The organism is Streptomyces sp. CY-1 (genome assembly GCF_047218265.1).
In the GTDB taxonomy this organism is placed as follows: Bacteria; Actinomycetota; Actinomycetes; order Streptomycetales; family Streptomycetaceae; genus Streptomyces; species Streptomyces niphimycinicus.
The window spans coordinates 1,289,163-1,315,380 of the sequence record NZ_CP178393.1 but is presented as its reverse complement, the minus strand read 5'-3'; the positions used below and the strand labels follow the sequence as shown (position 1 = coordinate 1,315,380).

Genomic DNA, 26,218 nt, shown 5'->3' with positions numbered 1-26,218 from the left:
CGATGGGGGAGAAGGGGGTGGACGACGGCATGGGTACGCGGGACGGCCACGCATCGGTGGCCGCCGATGCCATCGCGGACGGAGACGCCATCGCGGGTGGGGACTCCGTAACGGGTGGCGACTCCATCGCCGCCGAGGACGGACAGGCCCTGGCCGCCGCCGTCCAGGCCGTGCTGGCCCGCGTCGACGCCCATGCGCGCCGCGCCACCTCCAACGGCTCCCGGCCCGGCGCCTCCAGCTCCGGCGGCGCCGCACCCCGCGATGCCGTCACCGCCGACGAGCCCACCACCCCCGCCGAGGGCGACGAACACCATTCGCCGCAACGGACCAGGTCCCAGGCGACGACCCCCGGTCCCGCGCCCAACGGCTCCCGTTCCGACGGAGACCGTCCGCACAACCCCTCCGCGGCCCCGGACGATGCCACCGCCCCCCACCCCGCCCCCGCTCGGAGGGCGGTCTCCGGCCCCGCCACCCTCGACGCGCTCGTGGCCTGCTTCGGCCTCAGCACCTTCGAGCGCCAGCTCGTCCTGCTGGCGGCGGCGGCCGAACTGGACCCCACCGCCGCCGCGCGGTGCGCCGCCGCCAGCGGCGACCCGACGCGTACGTACCCCACCTTCTCGCTCGCCCTCGCCGCGCTCGACGAGCCGCACTGGAGCGCGCTCACCCCCGTGTCCCCGCTCCGCCGCTGGCGGTTGACGGAGCTGGACGACGAGACCCGGCTCACCACCTCCCGGCTGCGGATCGACGAGCGCATCCTGCACTTCCTGGCCGGATCGCCCTACCTCGACGCCCGGTTGCACGGGCTGCTGCGCCGCGCACAGGCCCCGCGGACCCTGCCCGCCTCCTACGGCCGGGCGGCGGACCGGGTGGCCGCGGGCTGGAACGAGTCCCGCCCGGAGGCCCCGCTGCGCGTGGAACTCGTCGGCGGCGACCTCACCACCCGTACCGACATCGCCGCCACGGCCGCCCGTCGCACCGGACTCGCCCTGTACGTCATGGCCTCGGACGACGTCCCCACCGACGCGGCCGAACGCGACCGGCTCGCCCGCCTCTGGCAGCGCGAGGCCGTCCTGCTGCCCGCGGCGCTCCTGCTGGAGGTCGGCGAGATGGACCGGGACCAGACGGCCGCCACCGACGCGTTCATCGAGGCCGCCGCCGTGCCCCTCGTCGTCTCCGGCCAGGACCCGCGCCCGACCGGCCGCCCGCGCGGCGAGCGCGTCACGGTACCCGGGCTGGACGACACCGAACAACTCGCCCTCTGGGCGGACGCCTTCGCCGACATCCCGCGGATCCAGGAGGGGCATCTGCGGTCGCTGGTCGCCCAGTTCCAGCTTCCGCCGCATGTCATCCGCTCGGCGGCCGCCGCCGTACGCCGTGACCTCCCCGACACGGGCACGGGCACGGGCACGGACGCGCTCGACCCCACCGAACTCGCCTGGCGCGCCGGGCTCATCGAGGCGCGCATCGGCCTGGACGAGCTGGGCCGGCGGATCGAACCCGAGGCCGCCTGGGACGATCTGGTGCTCGCCGGCCACCAGTCGCGGATCCTGCGCGAGGTCGTCGCCCATGTGCGGCAGCGCGCCACCGTCCACCAGGAGTGGGGCTTCGCCGCGACACTCCGCCGGGGCCTCGGCGTCACCGCCCTGTTCGCGGGCGGCTCCGGCACCGGCAAGACCCTCGCCGCCGAGGTGATGGCCAAGGAGCTGGGCCTGGACCTCTTCATCATCGACCTCTCCCAGGTGGTCAGCAAATACATCGGCGAGACCGAGAAGAACCTGCGCAAGGTCTTCGACGCCGCCGAACGCGGTGGCGCACTGCTCCTCTTCGACGAGGCGGACGCGCTGTTCGGCAAGCGCAGCGAGGTCAAGGACAGCCACGACCGGTACGCCAACCTGGAGGTCAGCTATCTGCTGATGCGCATGGAGGCGTACCGGGGCCTGGCCATCCTCACCACCAATATGAAGAAGGCCCTCGACCCGGCCTTCATGCGCCGGATCCGCTTCGTCGTCGACTTCCCCTTCCCCGGTGAGAGCGAGCGCGCCGAGATCTGGCGCCGGGTGCTTCCCGCTCAGGCGCCGATGAAGGACATCGACCCCCAGCGCCTTGCCCAACTCACCGTGGCGGGCGGTTCGATCCGCAATATCGCGCTCTCGGGCGCCTTCCTCGCCGCCGAAGAGGGCGACCGCCTCCAGATGCGCCACATGCTGGCGGCGGCGCGTACCGAGTACCAGAAGCTGGACCGTTCGCTCACACCCTCGGAGGTCCACGGATGGGTCTGAACGATCAACCGCGTGCGGTCCGTGTGGACATCGGCGAGCTGGCGCTGTCCGGCTTCGGCGCCGGGATCGACCCGGACCGGGTCTCGGCGGCGTTCCAGACGGAGCTGGCCCGGCTGGTGCGGGAGCGCGGCGTACCCCTGGCTGCGGCCGGGGAGGGCACGGCGATCGAGGCCCTGTCCGACCTGCCCCCGCTCCCCGCCACCACCTCCCCGGCCCGGCTGGGCGAGGCCCTGGCCAGGGCCGTGCACGCGGGCCTGTCCGGAAGGGGGCGGGAGGGGACATGAGCAACACACCGTCCGCCACCCAGGACGACCGCGCGTCCCAGTCCGCCAAGCGCCGCAAGCGCAAGGAGCGGACCGGCAAGGCCCGTGCGCCCGAGCCCAAGGACATCGTCAGCGGCGCGGGACAGCCCCTCGACCCGAGCGTCCGGCGCGACCTCGAGGAACAGCTCGGCCACGACCTCGGCCAGGTCCGCCTGCACACCGACCGCGACGCCGGCCACCTCACCGAACTGCTGGGCGCGGACGCGGTGGCGGTCGGCCAGGACATCTTCTTCCGCGAGAACACCTACCGCCCCGGCACGACCGAAGGCCGGCGCCTCCTCGCCCACGAACTGCTGCACACCGTCCAGAACCCCCACGGCCTCGGCACCCTGCGCGCGGGCCGCGACCTGGGCGCGGTGAGCCTCCCGCAGGACACGATGGAGCGCGAGGCGGAGGGCGCGGCGCGGGAGCTGGTCCGCGGCGGGCAACCGGAAGCGGACGTGACCCCGGAGAAGTCCACCACCCCGGGCTGGCTCCGCTACGCCACGGTCGACGCCGACCGCAACCGCATGGAGAAGCTCGACCCGGCGACGCTGGTGGACCGTCTGGCCAACGGCGTGATCCGCTCCCTGCGCGGCGATCCCGAGGACCGCTCCAAGCGCACCCGTATGCAACTGGCGCGGATGCCGGACGAGGTGCAGGACGCCGTCCTCGACCGCCTGGAGACCAGGCTCCTCAGCTCGGAGCACGAGCGGGTGCTCGACTTCGTCGACGAGATCGAGGCGGACGACGACCTGGAGCGGGAGCCGCTGGCCGCCCCGGACGTCGAGCCGGATCCGGTCGAGGAGCTGCTGTTCGAGCGTGAGACGGGGCGGCGGAGGGCGGAAGAGCGGCGCGAGGAGGAGCAGCGTCCCGCGCCTGCGTCGGGTCCGGAGAAGGACGAGCCCGCGGAGGAGGGCGCGCCGGGCAGTACGCCGCGGAACGGCGGGGGCGCTTCCGGGAAGGAGGGCCAGGGCGGGAACCAGGCGCGGAGGCCGGGCGCCGACGCGGGACGCGAGGGCGGAAGCCCTGCGTCGGGTGGGAAGTCCGGCGGTTCGGCCTCGGCGGCACCGGCCGCCGCGCCCCAGTCCCAGCAGCAGCGTTCGTCCTCTTCCTCGTCCTCGGGTGGGAAGTCCGAGGGCTCCGAGAAGGGCAAGGACGCCAAGGACGGCAAGGCAGGGGGCGAGGGGAAGGAAGGGCAGGACCAGCAGGGCGTCGCGACGCCGAGCAAGGAGGAGTCGGCGGCCAAGAACCGTCCGGGCGCGGCCGATGCGCTCGTGGCGGGCCGGCAGTTGAAGCAGCAGGACAAGCGGGGCGCGGACAAACCCACGGGTTCGCCGACGGTGTCCGGCAAGGACACCCAGTCGCCCGGCGCCTTTTCCACCCTCGATGGCGTACGCGCCCAGGATCTGGACGGCCCTAAGGAGCGGGCCGAGGAGGATCCGTTCGGCTCGGGCAGTGAGTCGGAGGTCGAGGTCGGGGGCGCGGAGAAGAGCGCCTGGGACACCAAGCTCCAGCCGGAGGACTTCCTGCCGGAGCAGGACCTCGATGTGTCCGGCGTACCGACCGCGGACACGTTCGACGCCGCCTCGTCCGCCACCCCTCCCGTCCCGTCGTTCCCCGCCCCGCCGGTGACCAAGGCCGACAAGGTGCAGGCCGAGCGGGACGCGGAGGACGCCGAGGACGAGGCGGCGGACGCCGAACCCGATGAGGACACCGCGGACTCGGCCGCGGACGCCGAGCCGTCGGCGGAGGCGGACGACGGCGCGGCGGCAGGCGGCGGGCTTGGCGATCTCGACGGTCTGGCCGTGGAGCAGGCCGCCGAGAGCCGACCGGGACCGGCCGCGACCCGGGACCCGAAGAGCGGCGCCGACCCCAAGGACGGGCCCGTCGTCGCCCAGACGACGGTGCGGGAGGCCGCGGGCAGGTCGGAGGACGGCAGCGAAGCCACGGAACAGGCCGCGAAGGAGGAGAAGGGCACACCCGCGGCGGGTGACACCTCCGGCGGTGCGCAGGAGAAGGCGTCCCCGCAGGCGGTGGCTGGCCAGGCGGCGCAGGAGCCCGCGGCCAAGGAGGAGCAGAAGAAGGCGGACACGGCACCGGCGGGCAGGAGCGAACCCACGGCGGACGCCAATTCCCCCTCACCCGCACGGGACACCCAGGTCACGGGCGGGTCCAACGCGGATACGCCCGGCGGGGCGAGCAGCGGGGCGCGGAGCGAGCAGAGCGCACCGACGGCAGACGCATCACCGCCCGCCCCGGAACCCAAGAAGACCGCCGAGCTCGAGCAGACCGCCGAGCCCGCGGCCGCGCCCTCGAAGGAGACACCGGCGCCCAAGGCCGCTTCCGGGGCTAAGGCAGCGGCGCCCAAGTCGGCACCGTCCGCCAAGACTCCAGGCGGCGGCGGTGGCGGCGGATCCCGAGCCGGTGGCGGGGGAGGTGGTGGCGGCAAGGCGTCCGCCCCGGCCAAGGGCAAGAAGAAGGACTCCGGTCCGGCCCCGAACCTCTCCCAGGTGTCCCCGGAAGCGGGCCTGTCCACCGCCTCGAAGCTCAAGCCCCATGTGGCGCTCCAGGCCATGACCGGTGTGAGCGGCTCGGTGGACCGTACCGTCGGCGACGAACACAAGGCGCTCGCCGCCTCCCCGCCCTCGATGCAGCGTCCGGCCGGCGCCCCGCAGACCCTCCAGGGCAAGCCCGCAACCGACGCCCCGGCCCAGTACTCGCAGGATCCGGCCCAGAAGTCCGAGGCGCCGGAGAAGGAGGACGCCAAGGTCACGGGCGACAAGCCGCCCGAGGGCCAGATCGAGGCGGAGAAGGCCGAGGAGCCCGGCGGCTGGGACACCTTCAAGATGGCCTTGGGCTTCATCGGCGGCAAGATCGTGAACGGGATCGCGAGCGTCTTCGGCGCCGACAAACCCGTGGTGGACCCGCAGGAGCTGGCCGCGAAGTTCGCCGGCCTGCCGACCAAGGACGACGCGCTCAAGAAGGCCCAGGCGGGCAACGCGCCGGGCGTGCAGATGCAGGGCGCCGCCGATCAGACGGCCGGTGAGCAGGGCTCAGCCGTCGACACCAAGGGCCAGGAGACCGTCGCGACGGGCCGCGACGACGCGGGCCGCGGGATGGGCGAGGACCAGGTCTATCCCGACGCGCCCAAGGAACAGATGGCGGCCAAGGTCCCCGGCCAGGGTGGCGGCGGGGGCGGCGGTGCGCCCGGCGGCGGCGCCACGACGGGGGCCGTCCCTCCCGAGGCCGCGTCGGAAGTGGCCGAGCACGAACGCGGACCGCAGTTCCAGGCGGCGTTCACCGATGGCCAGAAGAGCATGTCCGAGGGGCGGCAGACCAAGGACCGCGACTTCCGGGACGGTCAGCAGAAGCACAAGCAGCAGGTCGACGCAGAGGTCGCGGGCAATACGAAGAGCCAGGCGAGCGAGCGCGAGAAGGCGATGACGGAGGTCACCGCCAAGCGCGCGGACTGGCGCACGGAGCAGGACAAGGAGCTTCATTCGCTCGGCGACAAGAAGTCCGAGCGCCACGAGAAGATCCGCAAGGACGTCAAGGACAAGGAAGAGCAGACCGACAAGGACGTCGACAAGGAGAAGGACGACAGCGACAAGAAGATCCAGGACAAGAGCGACCAGGCGGAGCGGGACGCCGAGAAGAAGCGAGACGACAGCGTCGAGGAATCGGGCAACTGGGTCAGCAAAGCCTTTGACTGGATCAAAGACAAGGTCATCGAGATCAAGAAGGCGATCGTCCGCGTCATCAGGGAGGCGCGGGACGCGGTCATCGGGTTCATCAAGAACTTCAAGGAGACCGTCGAGCGCTGGATCAACGACGCCCGTAAGGCGATCGTCGACGCGATCAAGAACTTCATCAACGATCTGATCGAGTTCGCCAAGGCGATGGTGCGGGCCGTCATCGACCTGGCGAAGCGCATCCGGAACTTCATCACGGGCCTGATCAACGCCGCGATCGCCCTTGTCAACAAGCTCGCCACGATGCTCAAGCAGGCCATCACCGACCTGCTGAACGCCCTCGGCAAGCTGCTGAGCAGCATCCTGGACGTCCTCAAGAAGATGCTGATGGACGTGGTCAAGGCCGTCGTGGACGCGGTCAAGCAGGTCCTGGACTTCGCCTCCAAGCTGCTGGGCGCGCTCGGCGACTTCATGCTCATCGCGGTCGACTTCCTCACCGATCCCGGTGGCTGGCTGAGCGGTGCCAAGAACTCGGCGGTGGACGGCGCGAAGAACCACCTGTTCAGGGAGGTCAAGTCCGCCGTCAAGGACTGGTTCCAGTCCAAGATCCAGGAGATTATCGGCGTCCCCAAGGCCATCCTGGACAAGCTGTTCAAGGGCGGCTTCACGCTGGAGCAGATCGTCAAGGAGACGTGGGACGCGATCGTCCCCCAACTGCCTTTGATCATCGGCGAGATCGTCATCACGAAGGTCATCGCCAAGCTGATCCCCGGGGCGGGCTGGGTGATGGCCGTCATCGACGCCATCCGCACGGCCATCGGCTCGCTCGGCGCGATCCTGCGCGCGATGGGCGCGGTCCTCGACTGGCTGAAGGTCGTCCGCATGGGCGGCGCGGGCCTCCTCTTCGCGAAGGCGGTCGCGGCGGGCATCGTGGCGCTCCTCGAACTGGCCTACCAGGCGCTGCTGTCGGGGATCGGCAAGTACGTGGCGAAGGTGGGCCGGCGCTTCAAGGCCATCGCGGCGAAGCTGGGCCAGGGCAAGGGTGGGAAGGGCGGGGCGGGGGGCAAGGGCGGCGCGGACGGGGAGGGCTCGGACGGCCGGGGCGGCAAGCCGAAGCCCGACGAAAAGCCCGAACAACCGACCTCACCGAAAACCACGACGCGACCGGCGCCAACGGCCACGAAGCCGAAACCGGGCGCCGAGGCACCTCCCAAGAGGCCCACACCGCAGTCCCAGCCCAAACCCACCAGGCCCGAAACCCCCGGCAAACCCAAGCCCACACCCGACGCCAAGACCCCAGCCCCCACGACGAAGGACAAGAACGGCAAGCCCAAGCCCGAGGAAGACCGCCCGGACACCCGCCCAACCCCGACGGCCAAGCCCACCCCCAAGCCGGAACCCCCGGCGAAGCCGAAGCCCGAGCCGCAGACGAAGCCCAACCCCAAGGACGACAAAACCCCGGGCACCCCCAAGGACGACAAGGGCCCCGAGAACAGGCCCAAGAGCGACGACGGCAAGCCCTCGACCAAGGACCCCAAGGACCAGGACCCGACCAAGCCCAAGCCCGACAAGGACGGCATGGGTAAGAAGGGCGCCGACGGCAACGGGAAGAAGGACACGGGCGGCCCGGGCAAGAAAAACTCCGGCGGCAAGGGAAAGAAGGACGGCGACGGAAAGAGAAACAAGCACTCCAAGGGCGACCGCGACGATGACCGTGACAGGCCCGGCAGGCCGAAGAGCACGAAGGGTAAACGAGATAGGGAGAACGAGGAGAAATCCGATAGCGAAAAATCGAAGCGGTTGGCACTGATCATTTCGAGGATCAGGCCGATCATCAAGCGCAGGACCAAGCATGGGATGCCCGACACGGATTTCCAGGACATGCTCACGAGGATGCGTCTGCACTATCACCTGAAGCGACTCTACGGCGTCGGATCTCCAGAAATTACCCTGTTCGCCGGGCTGAGCCCTACAAGGCCCTTCGAGGACTTGTACCAGGAGCAGGGGGCGGCGCAGGGGCAACAAGTGGACTTTGACGAGCGGCAGGAGGAACCTCCCCTTCCGCCGACGAAACTTCCGACATTCAGAGACGGGCCAGAAAAGGCGCCGAGCCTTAAAGCACATCACATCAAGAAATCGACACCGAAGGGAACGGAGGCAGACGAAAGGCCGAATGCCTTGCCCAAGGGCTGGGATGCGGTCTCACCGAAATACAGCAAAGGTGGCGCGTGGGTGCGTATGCACCTGCTTCCCGCGCAATTGGGGGGCGAAGCAACAACTTCCAACCTCGTTCCTGCCCGCGGGACTCAGAACAAAGATGCCGCCAACGAAATTGAGCATCCCGCCATCAGGTCTCTTGGCAGCACAATCCGAAACTCCCCGTGGCGGGGGAAGAGTAACAAAATGATTTGGTATGACGTCAACGTCTCCTACTACGGCGACGATAAATTCCCAGGATTCCCAAGCTCGATGACCATCACTTGGGGCGGATACGACCATCCTCGTGGCCATTGGCAGCGGGATCCCGCCACCGGAATCTGGTCACGCGGATTCCAGCCGCCCCCTAAAAAGGATGACATTCCGTCAGCGCCCGTCGCCAACGTGAATCACGATGACTCGAACGCCATCCGCCTTGCGACTGGAATCAGCGTGTACTTCGCCGAGCGAATCTCCCGCATGACGGAGCCAAACCGGGGAAGGTCCCAAACATTCGCCAACATGGCCGCATTGACAAGGGCGCTCAACAAAGGTCAGCACCTATCCCCGGGGGAGTCCGACGAGACCCGCACGGGCGGTAGCCACAAGAACAGGATTGAGGCACTGGCCAGACTCAAAAAAGCCGCCAAGAAGGGGCGACTGACTTTCTAAGAGATTGTGAGGATCATTCAGAATGATGAAACTGACGTCCTGGGAGCAGGAATGGGTCCAGATCCAAGAGGATCTCCGTCAAAGTCCGGGGGTGCGTGTCCTCCAGGATATTAGGGGGGATATCCTGGAGGGGGGCCTCCTTCCTGATGCAAAAGACCCCGGCGGGGGTCCACATTTTGCCCCGTCTCTCTACAAGCGGTCTGTTCGGTTCTCCGAGATCGGGAGCCAGTGGCAGACAGTGGAGCCGTATTCATTCGTCGTCGGTGAATTCTTTCTGACCCCCCTTGAACGGGCATTGTGTGAAGAGCCACCCGATTTAACATCCTCCTTATATTCGGACGAGGAACAGCGCATCGGGCAGGGACTCCGCGTTATCGACGACACCCCTTTCACGGGGGCCGGATCTTTCACCGCGATCAGGCTGCATCCAGAGTCGACCGGCTCTGAAATGTGGTTTTCTGACCACCTGCGGGGCTTGTGGAGAATGGAACTCGACTACAGTACGTATGTCGAACTCCTCCGTCTCACCAAGGGTGCATTCGGCTGGCAGCATCTCTTCACCCAAGCCCCATTAGAAGAGGAAGAGTTCCAGCGGACAGCTGACCGGATCGTGAACATGCTCGACGCGCTTCCACAGATCTTTCCAGACCGTGACTACACACCACTTCGGGAGCGTTGGGAGGCCCGCCTGTGACCCGCTACGCCGACATCCCCAAACCCATCCGCTCCGGAATAGTCCTCGTCGACCCTGAGCGGGGGACACCCCAACGCATCATCGTGTTGCAGTTCAATCCGGACACGCTGGAGCGGTCGCTCTCCCCCCAATCCGCCGGCGACCAAGCCGACAGCGGCGGAGGCGGCAGCGGAAGTGGGGACAAGAACGAGGCACTGCGCCTCAAGGGGCCCGCACAGGAGACGTGGAAGTTCACGGCGGAGATCGACGCGACCGATCAGTTCGAGGTGGCCGCGCCCGACGGGATACACCCGCAGCTCGCCACGCTCGAAATGCTCGTGCAGCCGACCACCGCCAAATTGCGGGAGGCCATGCGGCTGTCCAAGAAGGGGACCATCGAGATCAGCCCGATCGAGATGCCGTTGACCCTCTTCACCTGGGGCAGCAAGCGCGTCATGCCGGTCCGCATCACCGAACTCTCCATCAACGAATCGGCATTCGACGTCAACCTCAACCCCATCCGCGCCTCCCTCAGCATCGGGCTGAAGGTGCTCACCGTCAGCGACCTCCCCGCCGGCCACCGCGGCGCCGAGCTGTATCTCGCGCATCTCGCGCAGAAGGAGCGGCTCGCCGCGGCGGCGCGTGGCGGGGCGCTCAGTGCGTTGGGGTTGAACAGCGGGGACATCGGGCTGGGGAGGGTTTAGCAGATGACAGAGCGACAGCCGTACGAAAGCGCGCTCGACGCGATTCCGGGGGCGCACCCCTACCCCCGCTCCAGCCGCTACCACGACGCCGAGATCGGGATTCACACCCAGCCCGACGGCACCGCCGTCCGGTACGTCAAGCGGCGGCTGCTGCCGCCCCTCGGCGAACCCCCCGAGGACACCGGGACCACCCACACCGTCAGCAGCGGCGAGCGCCCCGACCACCTCGGTCAGCGCTACTTCGGCGACCCCGCCGCCTGGTGGCGGATCGCCGACGCCAACCCCGTCCTCGACCCGCGCGAGCTGACCGCCGAGCCGGGCGAGGAGATCGAGATCCCGAACGGGTTCCCCGGAAGCGGGCCAGGGGGTGGGAGGCGTGGCTGATGAGCCCGTCGGGCAGGGGCCCATCCACCTCGAATTACGGATGGGGCCCAAGCTCACCCGCCCCGTGCCCCCCGAGGTCACCGAGGCGCTGCTGTCCGCGCAGATCACCACGACCGCGGGCGAACGCAGCGGCTTCCAGATGGCGTTCGACCTCACCAAGAAGGGGGCGATCATCGACCGGCTGCTCCCGGAGGGGTTCTTCGATCCCCGCACCCGCGTGGTCGTCACGGCCGCCGTCAAGGGCACGCCGATCGTCCTCCTCGACGGCCTCATCGTGCGCCACGAGGTGGGGGCCAGCAATCAGCCGGGGCAGACGACCCTCACCGTCACCGGCGAAGACCTGACCCTCCTCATGGACCTCGAGGAGCGGACCGACCGCTATCCCAACCTCCCGCCCTTCAAGCGCGTCGCCCGCGTCCTCTCGAAGTACACCGACTACGGGATCGAGGCGGACGTCATCGAGGAGAAGATCCTCCAGCCGCCCAACGCGCAACGCCGGGTCGACTACCAGACCGGCACCGATCTTCAGTACGTCACCGACCTCGCGCAGGCCAACGGCTATGTCTTCTATCTCATCCCCGGGCCCTTCGCCGGGGTCTCCACCGCCTACTGGGGCCCCGAGAAGCGCATCGGGACACCCCAGCACGCCCTCAGCGTCAACATGGACGTCAATTCCACCGTCGACCAGCTCACCTTCGCCTACGACGGCACCGCACGCGAGGAGCCCCAGGCGCGCTGGCAGGACCCGGCCACCCGCACCTCCACCCTCCTCGCCCAGCCCGACATCAGCCCGCTCCGCCCGCCGCTGGGCAAACGGGCCACCCCCGCCCTCAAGCGCAAGACGCTCTCCGGCACGGCCAAGAAGGACCGGGCGCAGGCCGAGGCCGAGGCCCTGGCGCGGGCCGCCGTCTCCGCCGACGCCATCTCCGGTTCCGGCTCGCTGGACGTCAACCGGCACGGGTACATCCTCCAGCCGCGCCAGCTCGTCGGCGTCCGGGGCGCCGGGGTCACCTACGACGGCGAGTACTACGTCAAATCCGTCACCCACCATGTCCGGCCCGGCTCCTTCCAGCAGAACTTCACGCTCACCCGCGAAGGGCTGATCGCCCGGAGCGACACCGTTCGGCCCTAGGCCGCAGAAGACGACAGAGCAGGAGCCCCTATGGCGGCCACGCCCAACAACCGCTACCTCGGGAAATTCCGGGGCCGGGTGCGGGACAACCAGGACCCGCTCGGAATAGGCCGGATCACCGTCGAGGTGCCCGATGTCCTCGGCGACGAGCCGTCGACCTGGGCCATGCCCTGCTTCCCCTTCACGGGGGATCAGTCGCGGCCCGCCGGGCAGTACGTCGTGCCGTCCGTCGGGGCCGGGGTGTGGGTGGAGTTCGAGCAGGGGGACCCCAGCTTCCCCATCTGGACGGGGTGCTGGTTCGGGGCCAGGGAGCAGCTCCCGGAGGACGCGCGGACCGATCCGGCGACCGCGCACCCCGTGGTGATCCAGACACCGGGGAAGCACAAGATCGTGATGTCCGACGTTCCGGCCGAGGGAATTCTGCTCCAGGCGCCCGGCGGCGCGTCCATACGGATCGACGCGACCGGAGTGCACATCGACAACGGGCAGGGGGCTTCCGTTTCCCTGGTCGGAGATCAAGTCGACCTGAACCAGGGCCGGTTGACAGTACCCAAGAAGCGATAGTCAGAAGTAAACGGGGAGGGACCAGAGACGTGTCCGGGAATTCCGGCAATCTCGTCAGCCATACCGCCGTGATCAGTTGCCCGCACGGCGGACGCGTACGGGCGGCATCCGTTCCGTCGTCCGGTGTGCGGCTCGACGGGCAGCCCATGCCATCCGCCGACGACGTCTTCACGGTCGTCGGCTGCCCGCACACCGTCGACCGCGTCCCGCTGCCGTGCACCACCGTCCGGTGGACTCCGGACCGCGATGCGGTGCTGATCGACGGCGTGCCCGTACTGCTCGACACCTCCTCGGCACAGTGCTTCAGCGCGGGGCTCGTGCCACAGGGGCCACCCGTCGTCCCGGCCGCGCGGCAAGGGGTGAGGTGCGGATGAGGACACGGACCGGCAGGACCCGCGCGGTACGGACCGATATCGCCTTCCCGTTCCGCATCGACCGGCGCGGGCGCACCGCGCACGCGGACCACGACGACCACATCCGCGATCTGATCGAGCAGTTGCTCTTCACCAGCCCTGGCGAGCGCGTCATGCGGCCCGACTTCGGATGTGGCCTCCTCGACCTCGTCTTCACGCCCAACAGCCCCGAACTGGCCTCCGCCGTCGAGCTGTCCGTCCAGGCGTCGCTGCAACGCCGGCTCGGCGAGCTGATCGAGGTGGAGTCCCTGGACGTGGTCAGCGAGGAGAACGTCGTGCGTGTCCATCTGCGGTATGCGGTGCGCGCCACCGCCAGTCTGCGCGACGAAATGTTCGAGGGGAGGGGGCCGGCATGAGCGTGTCTTGGCGCGCTGCGCGGGCTGGACTGAGGAGCCGCGCAGCGACGAAGGAGCGAGCAGTGACGAAGGAAGCCCGCGCAGGGAAGCGCGCCAGGACTGAGCGGGAGGGAGGGGCGTGAGTCACCCGACCACCGCGTCACGGCGCGATCGCATCAGGGCCGCCGACCTCAACGGGGTGGACGCCGTCGAGGTCGGCGACGACGGCACCACCCTCACCGTCACCTTCCTCGGCAAGGCCCCGCACGGCCTGTGCCCGGAGAACGTGCGCATCGACGGTGGCCGCCGGATCACCGGCATCGAGGTCCTCGAGATCGCCGTCGAGCGCGAGGAGGACCCGGAGCTCGACGACAAGCTGTACGTCACCGTCGACCGGGCCGGGGACACCTCCGCCTACCGGCTCTCCATCGTGGACACCGATCCCTACGGGCGGCCCGGCACCGAGCCCCTCCCCGGCTTCGACCAGCGGTATTTCTCGGCCGAGTTCACCTTCCGGCCCGACTGCCCCACCCCCTTCGACTGCGCGGAAGAGGGCGACGACCTCCCGGCCACCTTCCGGACCGCGCCCGCCCCCGTCATCGACTACACCGCACGCGACTACGACACCCTCCGCCAGGTCGTCCTGGACCGGCTCCGGCTCACCACCCCCGACTGGGTCGAGCGCAACGCCGCCGATCTCGGCACCACGCTGGTCGAGCTGCTCGCCTACACCGCCGACCAGATCAGCTATCAGCAGGACGCGGTCGCCACCGAGGCGTATCTGGACACCGCCCGCCGCCGGGTGTCCGTACGCCGCCACGTACGGCTCATCGACTACGCGATGCACGACGGCTGCAACGCCCGCGCCTTCGTCACCGTGGAGACGGTCGAGCCGCTGACCCTGGACCCGGGGGAGTACCGCTTCGCCGCCATCGACGTCCGTGCGCTCGGCCCGCTGGACCGGCCGGACATCGGGGCGGTGCTGGACGACCGGGAGCTGGCCGTGCTCGACGAGCGCGGGTCGGTGGAGGTGTTCGAGCCCGTCGTCACCGATCAGCCCCTCCATCTGCGGCCGGAACACCACCGCATCCGCCTGTGGACCTGGGGCGGTGAGGTCTGCTCGCTGCCCGCGGGCGCCACCTCCGCCACGCTGCGCGACGCGTGGGCCGACGAGGAGTGCGCGACCCGCACGATCGACCTGCGCCCGGGCGATCTGCTGCTCTTCGAGGAGGTGCGGGGGCCACGCTCCGGAACGCCCGGCGACGCCGACCCGTCGCACCGGCAGGCCGTGCGCCTCACCTCCGTCACCCCCGCTGTGGACCGGCTCGCCGAACAGCCGGTGCTGGAGGTCACCTGGGCGCGGGAGGACGCGCTGGCCTTCCCGCTGTGCCTGGCCACCCGGGGCGGTACCGACTGCGCGCCCATCGAGGACGTCAGCGTGGCACGTGGCAATGTGGTGCTCGTCGACCACGGGCGCTCGCTGACCTTCTGCTGCGGCACACCGGAGACCTTCACCGCGCCGCCCGTCCCCGCCGTCGTCGGCTCCTGCGAACCCCCCGCCTTCGGCTGCTTCGACCAGGACGCCGGGAACGCGCCCGCACGGCTCATCGACTCCCTGCTGGACCGGACCCGCCACGGGCGGCCACTGACCGCCGACGACGTACGGGAGCTGTTCACCACCGTCGGCCTCGAGGCGACCGGCCGCGCCGGGATCGGTCTGGAGTCGGCCGGGCAGCGGCGCGAGAAGGTGGTGCCCGGCACCGCGTACGCCCAGGCCGAGGCCCTGCGGACACTTCTGGCCCAGTCCGTCTACCCGGGGATCGTGCCGCGCTTGCGGCCCGTACTGCACCAGGCGCCCGTCACCCAGGCCGTGCCCTTCCCCGATCCGCGCCATATCGCCGCCGGACAGGCCGAGCACCTGGCCGCCATCCCGGGGCGGGTACGGCAGCGGCTCACCGAGCTGTGGCGCAGCGCCCGCGACCGCGACGGGCTCTCGGACGAGGAGATCGCCGAGCTCACCGTCCTGTTCGGGCTGCGCGTGCTGGACCGCCTCCAACTGGCCCGCCATCCCGTCCGCGCGCTGCGCGAACTGCTGCACCGCTGCGACCGGCTGCTCGACACCAAGCTGAGGCGGCTTCGCGCACTGACCGCCAGGGCTCGGGCGGGCACCGTCCTGGACGGGCGCATAGCCTGGGAGATCGCGCACAGTTGGGGCCGGGCGTACGCCGCCGGGCTGCGCCCCGAGGACCCGGTGCTGCACGGGCCGGCCGCCACCCTCGTCCCGGATCCACGGGCCGCGCTCCCCGCCGTACGGATCGAGGCCGACGGCGAGACCTGGACACCGCGCCGCGATCTGCTGGGCTCCCGCCCCCGGGACCGCCACTTCGTCGGGGAGCTGGAGGACGACGGCCGCATCGCGCTGCGCTTCGGCGACGGCCGGTACGGCGCCGAGCCGAGGCCCGGGGCGCGGCTCGCGGTCCACTACCGGGTCGGCGGCGGCACGGCGGGCAACGTCGGCCCCGAGGCCATCAACCACCTGGTGCTGTGCCGGGATCCGGAATCGCAGGGGAAAGCCACCACCGGCCGGCCCATGCCCGTGGCCGGGGTGCGCAATCCGCTGCCCGCCGTCGGCGGCACCGAGCCCGAACCGGTCGAACAGGTCCGCCAGCTCGCCCCGCTCGACCTGAAGCGCACCCGGCACCGCGCCATCACCGCCGAGGACTACGCGGCGCTCGCCTCCGGGCTGCCCGGTGTGCAGCGCGCGGCGGCGGAGATCCGCTGGACCGGCAGTGTGCAGGAGGCGCATATCGCCATCGACGCCTACGGCACCGGGGAACCGCCCCCCGACCTCCTCGACTCGGTCGCGCACGCCCTGGAGGGCTACCGCCGGATCGGCCACGATCTGGTGGTCGGCCCGGCCCGCGCCGTGCCGTTGGACATCGCGCTCGCGGTGTGCGCCGCGCCCGGGCATCAGCACGGGCAGATTCTCGCCGAGCTGTACCGGGCGCTGGGCGGCCGCCGGTACGCCGGCGGGCGGCTCGGCTTCTTCCACCCCGACGCCCTGACGTTCGGCGAGCCGGTGCGGCTCAGCCGGCTGGTGGCCGTCGCCGCGGCGGTGCCGGGCGTACTGAGCGTCGAGGTCACCCGGCTGCGACGGCTGTGGCACGAGGGGCTGGAGGGCCCGAAGGGGCCCGCTGACGGCACCTCGTACGAGACATCGCACGGCGAGGCGCTGGAGGACGGCATCCTGCGCCTCGGCCCCCTGGAGATCGCCCAATGCGACAACGACCCCGACCGGCCCGAGAACGGCCGCCTGGTCATCGAGCTGAAGGGGGCCCGATGAGCGACCACCCCGACCACGTCAACTCCGCCGGCTGCGGTTGCGGCGGCCACGACGAGCGCCGGGCCCCCGGCGCCCCGCATAACCCGCCCGGCCGCACCGCCCTGGACTATCGCGTCGGCGACTACGGCTCCTTCCTGGCCGCCATGCTCGACCGGCTCGCCTCGCCCGCCTACCCCGCGCTGCGCGGCCTGACCGTGCGCACCCCGGACGACCCGGCCATCGGGCTGCTGGACGCCTGGGCGGTCCTGGGCGACCTGCTGACCTTCCACTCCGAGCGGATCGCCGACGAGGGCTATCTGCGCACCGCCCACGACCACCGCTCGCTCGCCCTCCTGGGGCGGCTGGTCGGACATGTGCCACGGCCTGGCGTGGCCGCCGACACCCATCTCGCGTACACCCTGGACCGGGATCCGCGCGCCGAGGACGTGGTGGTGACGATTCCGCGCGGCGCCATCAGCCACAGCGTCCCGGCGGCCTCCGACGAGGAGTCGCAAACCTTCGAGACGAGCGAGGACCTGGCCGCCCGCTGGGCCTGGAACGAACTGGCGGTGCGCCGCCGCCGACCGGCCCTGATCGGCCCCGACGACCTGCGGCGCCGGTCGGAACTGCTGGTCTCGGGGACCTCGCTCGGGCTGACCGTCGGCGACAAGCTGCTCTTCGTCTTCGGTGGGACGGCCGAGTCCGGCAGTGGCGGCCGGAGGTTGTTGCTGCCCGTGGCGCGCGTGAGCGTCGACCGCGAGGAGGACGTGACGGCGATCGGGCTGCCGGAGTCCGCCCCGCCGTCCCTCAAGGAGCTGGTGGACGAGGCCCGCCGGTGGATCACCGACCCGGAGGCGGGCGAGGACCCGGACGACCGGGGGGACGCCGAGCCCGCGCCGGACCACCCCAATCCGCGTCCCGTCAGCCGGCTGATCGAGGAGTTCGACACGCAGGTGCTGGCGCCGTTGCGAGCCGACCTGGACGGGATCACCACCCCCGCGCAGCTCGCCCGGCGGCTCGCCGAACCGCATGACCGGCTGGCGGAGGCGCAGGTGCTGGCCACCCCGTACGAGGAGGTCGCCGCCTGGTTCGAGCGGCTGGAGGCGGTGATCGGCCAACTGCGGGAGCATGCCTTGGAGTTGGACTCTTCCGGTCCTGGCGGCGAGGTACGGCTGAGGTCGCAGCTCGCCGAGGACCGGCCCGCGACCGACCACGGCTTCGGCGCCAAGACCTTCACCGCCGCCCACGGCTCCGCCGCCGTACGCGCGCTCGGCGCCGTCCTCCCCGCCCTGCGCACCCGCGTCGTACGGCCCCCCTCCGGCGCCCGCTCCACGGCGGCGCACGATCCGCGGCGGCTCTTCGGGCCGGGCTCCGACCTGGCCGCCGGGCTGCTCGCCGCCCTCGACCCGAGGGTGGCGAGCGGGATGTACGCGGCGTGGCGGCGCGCCGCCCCGGCCGCCACCGCCCCGCCGGGGACCGTCCCGCTGCTGCGTGAGCTGCTGGCGATGCGGGTGACGGCCGCGCCCTTCGGGGCGATGGCGCCGCTCAAGCCGGTGCAGGACGACCGGGGCCGGGTCATCCGGCAGACCGACTGGCCGCTGACCGGCGGTGAGCTGACCGCCGTACGGATCGTGTACGACACGGCGGGCAAGGTGCCGGTGAAGGCGGAGTTCCAGCACATCGAGACCGGGACGTCGTGGCAGCGCACCGAGAACCTGCCGCAGAGCGCCGAGTTCGACCTCGGCCCCGGAAAGGTCCAACTCTCCACCCGCCTCGGCCAGGACCACGACCTGGGCTGGCTCAGGAGCCGTCCCACCGACTCGCAGGAGCCCGGTGTCACCGCCACCCTGCTGCCCGGACTGCCCCCGCTCACCCTGTTCGTGTCCCGGCCCGCCGAGGACGGCCGGGTGCATGTGGTCGTGGACAACGGGGAGACCCAGCAGTGGATGCTGAGCCGTGGCGAACCCCCGAAGCAGATCACCTACGGGAGCTACGAACTGACGCTGCGGTTCACCCCCGGCAGCGAGCCCCCGGCCGTCGAGATCGGCATCGCCACCGTGCCGGAGCCCGCCAACCGCTATGTGCTGCCGCTGGATTCGGTCCAGAATTCCGTCACCGTCGGAAGCTGGGTGGCCATCGAGCGCCCCCGCAAGGGCTCCGGCGAGCCGGACGGCATCCCGGGCGACAAGAACCTCGCCTTCGTGACCACCCGTGTCGTCGCCGTGCGCACCGCCGCGTACACCAACTACGGCATCACCGGCCGCGGCACCCAGCTCACGCTCGCCGACCCGTGGCTCGACGAACACGATGTGCTGCTCTCGGCGATCCGCGACACCACCGTGCACGCGGGCGGTGAGCCGCTGCGCCCGGCGGACGAGCCGCTGGGCGAGGATGTGCACGGCAACGAGATCGAGCTGGCCGAGCTGTACGACGGGCTGCGTCCGGGCCGCCGGATCGTCGTCTCCGGCGAGCGCACCGACATCCCGGGCCCGGCCGGGCCGGGCGGCCCGACCGGGGTCCGGGGCACGGAGCTGGCGGTGATCGCCGCCGTGGACCAGCGCGTCGACCCCGAACTGCCCGGCGACCACGTCCACACCACCCTCACCCTCACCGCCGAGCTGGCCTACCGCTACCGCCGGGAGACGGTCCGAGTCCAGGGCAACGTGGTGCCCGCCACCCATGGCGAGAGCCGTGACGAGCCCATCGGCAGCGGTGACCCCGCCCTGGCCAACCAGACCTTCGCGCTGTGGCAGTCGCCACTGACCTGGCTCCCCGCGGACAACCCGCTGGGCGCCACCCCCGCCCTCGACATACGCGTCGACGGGCTGCTGTGGCACCGGGTGGACAGCCTCGCCGGCCGCGGACCGTACGAGCGCGTCTACGTCACAGGGACCACCGGCGACGGGCGGACCACGGTGACCTTCGGCGACGGGGTGCACGGGGCCCGCCTGCCCAGCGGCCACGAGAACGTACGGGCCCGCTACCGCTTCGGCACCGGCAAGGCCGCCAACGTTCCCGCGGACCGCGTCACCCAGGCCCTGACCCGGCCGCTGGGCGTCACCGCCGTCACCAATCCGCAGCCCGCCACCGGTGGCGCGGACGGCGACGGCCCGGGGATGACCCGGCGCACCATCCCGCTCGCGGTCTCCGCGCTCGACCGGCTGGTCTCCCTCCAGGACTACGAGGACTTCGCCCGATCCCGCGCGGGCATCGGCCGGGCCCTGGCCCGCGAACTGTTCGACGGGCGGCGCAAGGTGCTTCATGTCACCGTGGCCGGGGTGGACGACGCGCCGCTCGGCGAGGACGCGGAGGTGCTGCGCGCCCTGCGCACCTCGCTGGCCGCCTACGGGGACACCCGGCTGCCGGTCCGGGTGGATGTGCGCGAGCTGGTGCTGCTGGTGCTGGTGGCGCGGGTGAAGGTGGCGCCGGACCACTCCTGGGAGCTGGTCGAACCCCGGCTGCGTCAGGCCCTGCTGCGTCAACTTGGCTATCCCGGGCGCGAGTTGGGGCAGCCCGCCGTGCTCTCCGAGGTCCTGGCCACCGCCCAGTCGGTGCCCGGTGTGGACTATGTGGACGTGGACGCCTTCACCGGTGTCCCGGCCTCCAGCACCCCGCGGGAGCTGGCCGAGCTGGCAGGCCGGCTCACCGAGCCCAGCACGGTCGTCCCCGCCCGGCCCGCCGAGTACGCCGAGGACACCTACCGGGTCACCGCCACCGATGGCGAGACGCTCACCGACATCGCCGCACACCACGGCATCCCGCTCGCCGAACTGCTGCGCCTCAACCCCGACATCACCGACACCCGCCGGCTCGTCAGGGGCCGCTCGGTGTGCGTCTTCCGTGGCATCCGCCCGGCGCGGCTCGCGCTGCTGTCACCCGATGTCCCGGACACGCTGATCCTTACGGAGGTCACCTCATGAGCAGGGAGCCGGACGGGCTCGCCGAGCTGCTGCCGCAGTGGCATCGCCTCAGGGACGCCGAGGCTGGCGAGCCCCTGCGCGCCCTGCTCGCCGTGATCGCCGAGCAGGTCGATCGGGTACGCGACGGGGCCGAGCGGAGTTATGACGACTGGTTCGTGGAGACCGCCACCGCATGGGTGCTGCCCTACCTCGGCGATCTGGTCGGCTACCGCCCGCTGCCCGGCTACGAACGGGTCCTGGCCACCGGACTGCGCGACGGCGGGCCGCCGGACGCGTCCCGGGCGCGGCTGGCCGAGGCACTGGCGCCGCGCCGCGATGTCGCCGCCACCGTGGCCAACCGGCGGCGCAAGGGCACGCTCGCGCTGCTGGAGGAGCTCTCCGCGTCGGTGGCCGGTTGGCCCGCCCGCGCCGTGGAGTTCTCCCGGCTCACCGCACACCAGCAGCCGGTCAAGCTGTACGGCGGGACGGGCGGCGCGGCGGCGGACCTGCGCAGGCTCTCCCGGGGCCGGCTCGCCGATCTGCGCGACGGGGCGGCGCTCGACCTGGCGGGCGGGCCGTTCGGGACGGTGGCGCGCTCGGTGGACGTACGGCGCGCGGGCTCCCGCCGCAGGCAGGGCGGCCACACCCCGGCCGGGGTCGGGCTGTTCGTCTGGCGGCTGAAGCCGTACCGCGTGACCAAGGCGCCCGCGTACTGCATCGACCGGGCCCGCAACCTCTACACCTTCTCGATCCTCGGCAATGACACCCCGCTGGTGACCCGGCCCGAACCCGAGCCGTCCGCCGCGCACATCTCCGCCCTCGACAATGTGCCCGCGTACATCGGCCGCCGGCAGCTCGCGGACCATCTCCTCGACTATTACGGACCCGGCAAGAGCTTCACCATCTGGCGCGACGGCCACGACGAGCCCGTGCCGCCGTCGGACATCGTGGTGGCCGATCTGACGGACTGGCGCTACCGGGCCAAGCGCGGCCAGGTGGTCATCGACCCCGAGCGCGGCCGGATCGCCTTCGGCTCGCGCGCGGCGCCGCGCCACGGCGTCTGGGTCACCTACCACTACGCGTACGCCGACGACATGGGCGGCGGGGAGTACGAGCGGGACGACCGCGAGACCTCCCCGGCCGCGGAGGTCTACCGGGTCGGGCCGGGCTGCGCCCATCAGCGGATCATGGACGCCTACCGGCAGTGGCAGCACGACCGGCGGGGCGGGCGGTGCGGCCCCGAGGGCATCATCGAAATCACCCACAGCGGCGCCTACCAGGAGCAGCTCGACTTCGACCTGGATCCGGGCGACCGCCTCGAACTGCGCGCCGCCGAGGGCACCCGGCCGGTGATCCGGCTGCTGGACTGGTACAGCAACCGCCCCGACGCGCTCAACATCCGGGCGCGGGAGGAACCGGAGCACACCGGTGGCCAGGCGCCGCGCATCGTGCTGGACGGGCTGCTGATCGCGGGGCGCGGCCTGAACGTCACCGGGCCGGTCGGCGCCGTCGTGCTGCGCCACTGCACCCTCGTCCCCGGCTGGTCCCTGGAGCCGGAGTGCGAACCCCGCTCGCCCGACGAACCCAGCCTGGTCCTGGAGCGCACCACCGCATGCGTCCAGATCGAGCGCAGCATCCTCGGCACCATCGAGGTCATCGGCGAGGAGGTGCACACCGATCCGCTCGCCCTCCATATCCGCGACTCCATCCTGGACGCCACCGGACACGACCGCCCGGCGCTGTCCGCCCCGGACTGCCGCCACGCCCACGCCGTACTGCACGCCCACCGCACCACCGTCATCGGCGAAGTGCACACCCACGCCGTCCAGATCGGCGAGAACAGCATCTTCACCGGGCGGATGCACGTGGCCCGGCGCGGCGTCGGATGTCTGCGGTTCAGCTATGTGCCACCGGGCTCGCGCACCCCGCGCCGCTACCGCTGCCGGCCGGACCTGGTGGGGGCCGAAGAGGCGTGGCGGGTGCGGCCGCTGTTCAGCGGCGAGCGGTACGGCACCCCGGTGTACGGGCAGTTGGCGGCCGGATGCGCGGAGGAGATCCGCCGGGGCGCCGAGGACGGCGCCGAGATGGGCGCCTTCCACGACCTGTACCAGCCGCAGCGCGAGGACAGCCTGCGGGCGCGGCTCGCGGAGTACGCCCCGGCGGGCACGGACGCGGGAGTCATCGCCGTGACCTGACCCGACGTGACCCCGACCCCGGCCCGCTCGTCCGGGCCCGAGCCCGCGCCCGCCAGACTTCCGAACCTTCCGAGGGGGACCCCTTCCATGCACGCCGATCTCTCCCGTCTCACCTTCCGGCCCGACCGGCGCTACTCCGCCGTCGTCGCCCAGCAGGGCCGCGTACAGCTCGACGCCGACGCCAACGAGCAGACCGCGATCCAGCTCCACCAGGCCCGTACGCTGGCCGCCGACCTGATCGGGCAGCACGGCGGCCCGGCCGCGGACGCCGGTTTCCACATCACCTTCAAGGGTGGCAGCCGCGATCTGGACGACTTGATCATCGAGGGCGGCCGCTACTACGTCGACGGCATCCTGTGCGACGCGACCCGGCCGCTGCCCGGTGTGCCGGTCGACGACGAGGCGACGGACGGGGCCACCGGCAAGGAGGGCGAGGCCGATGCGCCCGAGCCGGAAGAGCCGCCCGCCACCTGGACCTACTGGGACCAGCCCGACGCCTACCGGGACCCGGAGCGGCCGGGCGACCGGCTGCCGGAGCAGCGGCCGTTCCTGGTCTGCCTCAAGGTGTGGGAGCGGTCGGTCACCGCGGCCGAGGACCCGGCGCTGCGCGAGGTGGCCCTCGGCTCGGCGATGCCGGACACCGCGGCGCGGGTCAAGGTGGTCTGGCAGGTGCTGCCGCTGGAAGGCTCGGCCCTGGAGCTGGAGAACCCGGAAGGGGCGGACAAGGACCAGGTCGGCAAGGCGTTCGAGGCGTGGGCGCGGAAGGCGTCGGCGCCCGGGTCCCGGCTGGCGGCCCGTGGCGAGCGGCCGGAACACGCGGATGAGGACCCCTGCCTGGTGCGGCCGGACGCCCGCTACCGGGGGCCGGAGAACCAGCTCTACCGGGTGGAGATCCACGAGGGCGGTACGGCGAAGGAGGCGACCTTCAAATGGTCCCGGGAGAACGGCTCGGTGGTCTTCCCGGTCGATGAACTCGACGGCACCTGGGTGGAGTTGGCGTCGCTTGGCGGTGACGACAAGCTGGATCTGGGCGTCGGGGACCTGGTGGAGTTCGTGGACACGGCCTACACCAGCCGGGGTGAACCGCTGCCGCTGCTGCGGGTGGAGGAGGTCGACCTGCCGGGGCGGCGGGTGCGGCTGTCCGGTGAGCCGGAGCCGGGCGTCGGCCGCCGCCCGGAGCTGCGGCCCTTCCTGCGCCGCTGGGACCACCGGGAGAGCGCCCGGCGCCCGCGCAAGGGCGCGGCGGCACGGCAGAGGCGCGGTGCGCTCAAGGTCGAGGAGGGCCGCTGGCTGCCGCTGGAGGACGGTGTCGAGGTGTACTTCGCCGCCGATGGCGTCTACCGCTCCGGGGACCACTGGCTGATCCCGGCCCGTACCGCCACCGGCACCGTGGAGTGGCCGGTGAACGCGGCGCGCACCCCGGTGCTCCAGGCCCCGGCCGGGATCCAGGTGCACTACGCGCCGCTGGCGTGGGTGACGGCCGAGCAGGCGGAGCTGGATCTGCGGATGGTGTTCGGGCCGCTGGCCACGCCCGCCCCGGCCGCGGACGCGCGGGCGCTCGCGGCGGAGGCCGAGGCGGAGGCGGAGACCAGGGCCGGGGAGGACACCGAGCGCGAAGCGTAGGCCCGTCCGGAGCCGATTGAGTTCTGTGACCGTGGCATCCGTACATCACCATGCCGAATCTTTAAGGAGCATATCCATGGCCACGCCGCTCACCGCCGACCGTCTGCTCAAGGCGCTTCGCGACGAGGGACTGGAAGTTCATGAGTACCGCGACTGGCGCACTCACAACCGCAACTCCAAGGGCCCCTGGGGCCCGGTCAACGGGGTGATGATCCATCACACCGTCACCAAGGGCACGGACTCCTCCGTGGCGCTGTGCTACGACGGACACTCCGCGCTGCCGGGGCCGCTGTGCCACGGCGTCATCGACAAGGCCGGCGCGGTCCATATGGTCGGCCACGGCCGCGCCAACCACGCGGGTCTGGGCGACAGCGATGTGCTCAGAGCCGTTGTCGACGAATCCACACTGCCGCCCGACAACGAGGCCGACACCGATGGCAACCGCCACTTCTACGGCTTCGAGTGCATCAACCTCGGCGATGGCGAGGACCCCTGGCCGGAGGCGCAGAAGCTGGCGATCGAGAAGGTGTCGGCGGCCATCTGCCGCGCCCACGGCTGGACCCAGCGGTCGGTGATCGGCCATCTGGAGTGGCAGCCGGGCAAGGTCGACCCGCGTGGTTTCACGATGGACTCCATGCGCGGCCGCATCGCGGGGCGGCTCGACGCCAAGCCAGACGGCCCGGCCCCCAAGCCGCCCGCGACCTATGAGCCGTTCCCGGGCGCCGACTTCTTCCGCACCGGCCGCGACAGCAAGATCATCACGGTGATGGGCAAGCGGCTGGTGGCCGAGGGCTGCGGACGCTACGAGGAGGGCCCGAGCCCCGAGTGGACCGAGGCGGACCGCAAGTCCTACGCGGCCTGGCAGCGCAAACTGGGCTACTCCGGCGATGACGCGGACGGCACCCCCGGCAAGACGAGCTGGGACAAGCTGCGCGTGCCGAACGTCTAGCCACGGCGCAGGTTTCCCCTGCCCCGGGGGCGGAGCGAGGAGAGGGTCAGCGGTCCTCGCCTCCGCGCCCGGGGCAGTCCGCGTCCAGCAGCGGATCGATACCGGCCCGCAGGAAGCGCAGCAGGGTGTCGTCCGGTGTGGCGGCCAGCGCCGGTGAGCGGATGGCCAGCCGCAGCAGGGTGATGCCCATCAGCCACGCGGCCAGCAACTCGGCCCGCAGCTCGGCGTCCTCGCCCTCCAGACGCCGCGCGAATCCTTGCGAGAACACCTCGGTGACCTCCTCGCGCAGCCTCCCCACGGTCTCCTCCCGGCTGGAGGAGCGGAGCTTGGTCAGCAGCGGATGCGGGGCCTCCTCCTCGGTGGGCCCCATCGAGACCGCTTCGCAGATCCACGCCGACACCTCGTCCAGCGGCAGATGGCACAGCGGCTCGAACAGCCCGGTGCTGGTCGACACGGCGTCGAACAGCGCCTCCTTTGAGCCGAAATAGCGGTAGACCAGGGCGGCGTCCACCCCCGCGTCCTTGGCGATGTCGCGCACGCTGCTGCGGTCGTAGCCGTACCTGGCGAAACGCAGCGCGGCGGCCCTCAGCAGTGCGCTGCGCGTGCCCGCCGCGTCATATCTGCGGGTCCGCGGGGGAAGATCGTCGCACCCTCGCGGGTCGCTTGCCCGATTCACCTGTCGTACCTCCGCCTGGACCGTGTCGTACATGCTGTCGATTCAGCCTCGCATGTCCAGAAGTCATCCACCGTTGTCATCGATTGTTGACCAAGATCGGGGTCAACGCGTTATGTTTTGTCAACGCGTGGTGACTTTGGTCGCCGGCTCGCGCGGTCCCGGCCGGACGAGGGTGTCCGGCCCGCTCGTCTCCCGAACGGGCGGC

Annotated in this window: 16 protein-coding genes; 15 read left to right on the top strand and 1 reads right to left on the bottom strand. The window is 71.3% G+C overall.

Annotation, left to right across the window (positions count from 1 at the left end):
• Positions 1-2 precede the first annotated feature (2 nt).
• The 15 genes from ACK1X7_RS05315 to ACK1X7_RS05245 all read left to right on the top strand — a co-directional run bounded on the left by ACK1X7_RS05315 (position 3) and on the right by ACK1X7_RS05245 (position 25,337).
• A complete protein-coding gene (locus ACK1X7_RS05315) occupies positions 3-2,279 on the top strand; it encodes an ATP-binding protein (RefSeq protein WP_413114701.1) in 2,277 nt (758 codons plus the stop codon).
• The gene (locus tag ACK1X7_RS05310; RefSeq protein WP_137964242.1) at positions 2,270-2,563 is read left to right on the top strand and encodes a hypothetical protein; all 294 of its coding nucleotides are present in this window, start codon (positions 2,270-2,272) and stop codon (positions 2,561-2,563) included. Before ACK1X7_RS05315 ends, ACK1X7_RS05310 begins: the two co-directional genes overlap by 10 nt.
• Entirely contained in the window at positions 2,560-9,144 is a 6,585-nt protein-coding gene (locus ACK1X7_RS05305) for an eCIS core domain-containing protein (protein ID WP_413114700.1), read from the top strand. The genes ACK1X7_RS05310 and ACK1X7_RS05305 overlap by 4 nt, the downstream gene beginning before the upstream one ends.
• 22 nt (positions 9,145-9,166) lie before the next feature.
• A complete protein-coding gene (locus tag ACK1X7_RS05300; RefSeq protein WP_413114699.1) occupies positions 9,167-9,838 on the top strand; it encodes a hypothetical protein in 672 nt (223 codons plus the stop codon).
• Positions 9,835-10,521: a hypothetical protein gene (locus tag ACK1X7_RS05295; RefSeq protein WP_385145603.1), complete on the top strand. Its 687-nt coding sequence runs from the start codon at positions 9,835-9,837 to the stop codon at positions 10,519-10,521. The genes ACK1X7_RS05300 and ACK1X7_RS05295 overlap by 4 nt, the downstream gene beginning before the upstream one ends.
• 3 nt (positions 10,522-10,524) lie before the next feature.
• Positions 10,525-10,905, top strand: a complete 381-nt coding sequence (locus ACK1X7_RS05290; RefSeq protein WP_390794740.1) for a hypothetical protein — start codon at positions 10,525-10,527, stop codon at positions 10,903-10,905.
• Positions 10,898-12,037 (top strand): hypothetical protein, encoded by a 1,140-nt coding sequence (locus ACK1X7_RS05285; RefSeq protein WP_385145599.1) that lies wholly within the window; start codon positions 10,898-10,900, stop codon positions 12,035-12,037. The genes ACK1X7_RS05290 and ACK1X7_RS05285 overlap by 8 nt, the downstream gene beginning before the upstream one ends.
• A 30-nt stretch (positions 12,038-12,067) precedes the next feature.
• Positions 12,068-12,601, top strand: a complete 534-nt coding sequence (locus ACK1X7_RS05280; RefSeq protein ID WP_385145597.1) for a phage baseplate assembly protein V — start codon at positions 12,068-12,070, stop codon at positions 12,599-12,601.
• Positions 12,602-12,630: 29 nt separating this feature from the next.
• Positions 12,631-12,975: a hypothetical protein gene (locus ACK1X7_RS05275; protein WP_385145595.1), complete on the top strand. Its 345-nt coding sequence runs from the start codon at positions 12,631-12,633 to the stop codon at positions 12,973-12,975.
• On the top strand, positions 12,972-13,370 hold the full coding sequence (locus ACK1X7_RS05270; protein ID WP_385145594.1) for a GPW/gp25 family protein: 399 nt from the start codon (positions 12,972-12,974) through the stop codon (positions 13,368-13,370). The genes ACK1X7_RS05275 and ACK1X7_RS05270 overlap by 4 nt, the downstream gene beginning before the upstream one ends.
• A 118-nt stretch (positions 13,371-13,488) precedes the next feature.
• A complete protein-coding gene (locus ACK1X7_RS05265; RefSeq protein ID WP_413114698.1) occupies positions 13,489-16,692 on the top strand; it encodes a putative baseplate assembly protein in 3,204 nt (1,067 codons plus the stop codon).
• Positions 16,689-20,591 (top strand): putative baseplate assembly protein, encoded by a 3,903-nt coding sequence (locus tag ACK1X7_RS05260; protein ID WP_413114697.1) that lies wholly within the window; start codon positions 16,689-16,691, stop codon positions 20,589-20,591. Before ACK1X7_RS05265 ends, ACK1X7_RS05260 begins: the two co-directional genes overlap by 4 nt.
• On the top strand, positions 20,588-22,765 hold the full coding sequence (locus ACK1X7_RS05255) for a hypothetical protein (RefSeq protein ID WP_413114696.1): 2,178 nt from the start codon (positions 20,588-20,590) through the stop codon (positions 22,763-22,765). Before ACK1X7_RS05260 ends, ACK1X7_RS05255 begins: the two co-directional genes overlap by 4 nt.
• A gap of 87 nt (positions 22,766-22,852) precedes the next feature.
• Positions 22,853-24,388 (top strand): DUF6519 domain-containing protein, encoded by a 1,536-nt coding sequence (locus tag ACK1X7_RS05250; RefSeq protein WP_385145586.1) that lies wholly within the window; start codon positions 22,853-22,855, stop codon positions 24,386-24,388.
• Positions 24,389-24,464: 76 nt separating this feature from the next.
• On the top strand, positions 24,465-25,337 hold the full coding sequence (locus ACK1X7_RS05245; protein ID WP_413114695.1) for a peptidoglycan-binding protein: 873 nt from the start codon (positions 24,465-24,467) through the stop codon (positions 25,335-25,337).
• Between the two features lie 46 nt (positions 25,338-25,383).
• Here ACK1X7_RS05245 and ACK1X7_RS05240 read toward each other — a convergent pair whose 3' ends face one another.
• Entirely contained in the window at positions 25,384-26,013 is a 630-nt protein-coding gene (locus ACK1X7_RS05240; RefSeq protein WP_361505403.1) for a TetR/AcrR family transcriptional regulator, read from the bottom strand.
• Positions 26,014-26,218 lie beyond the last annotated feature (205 nt).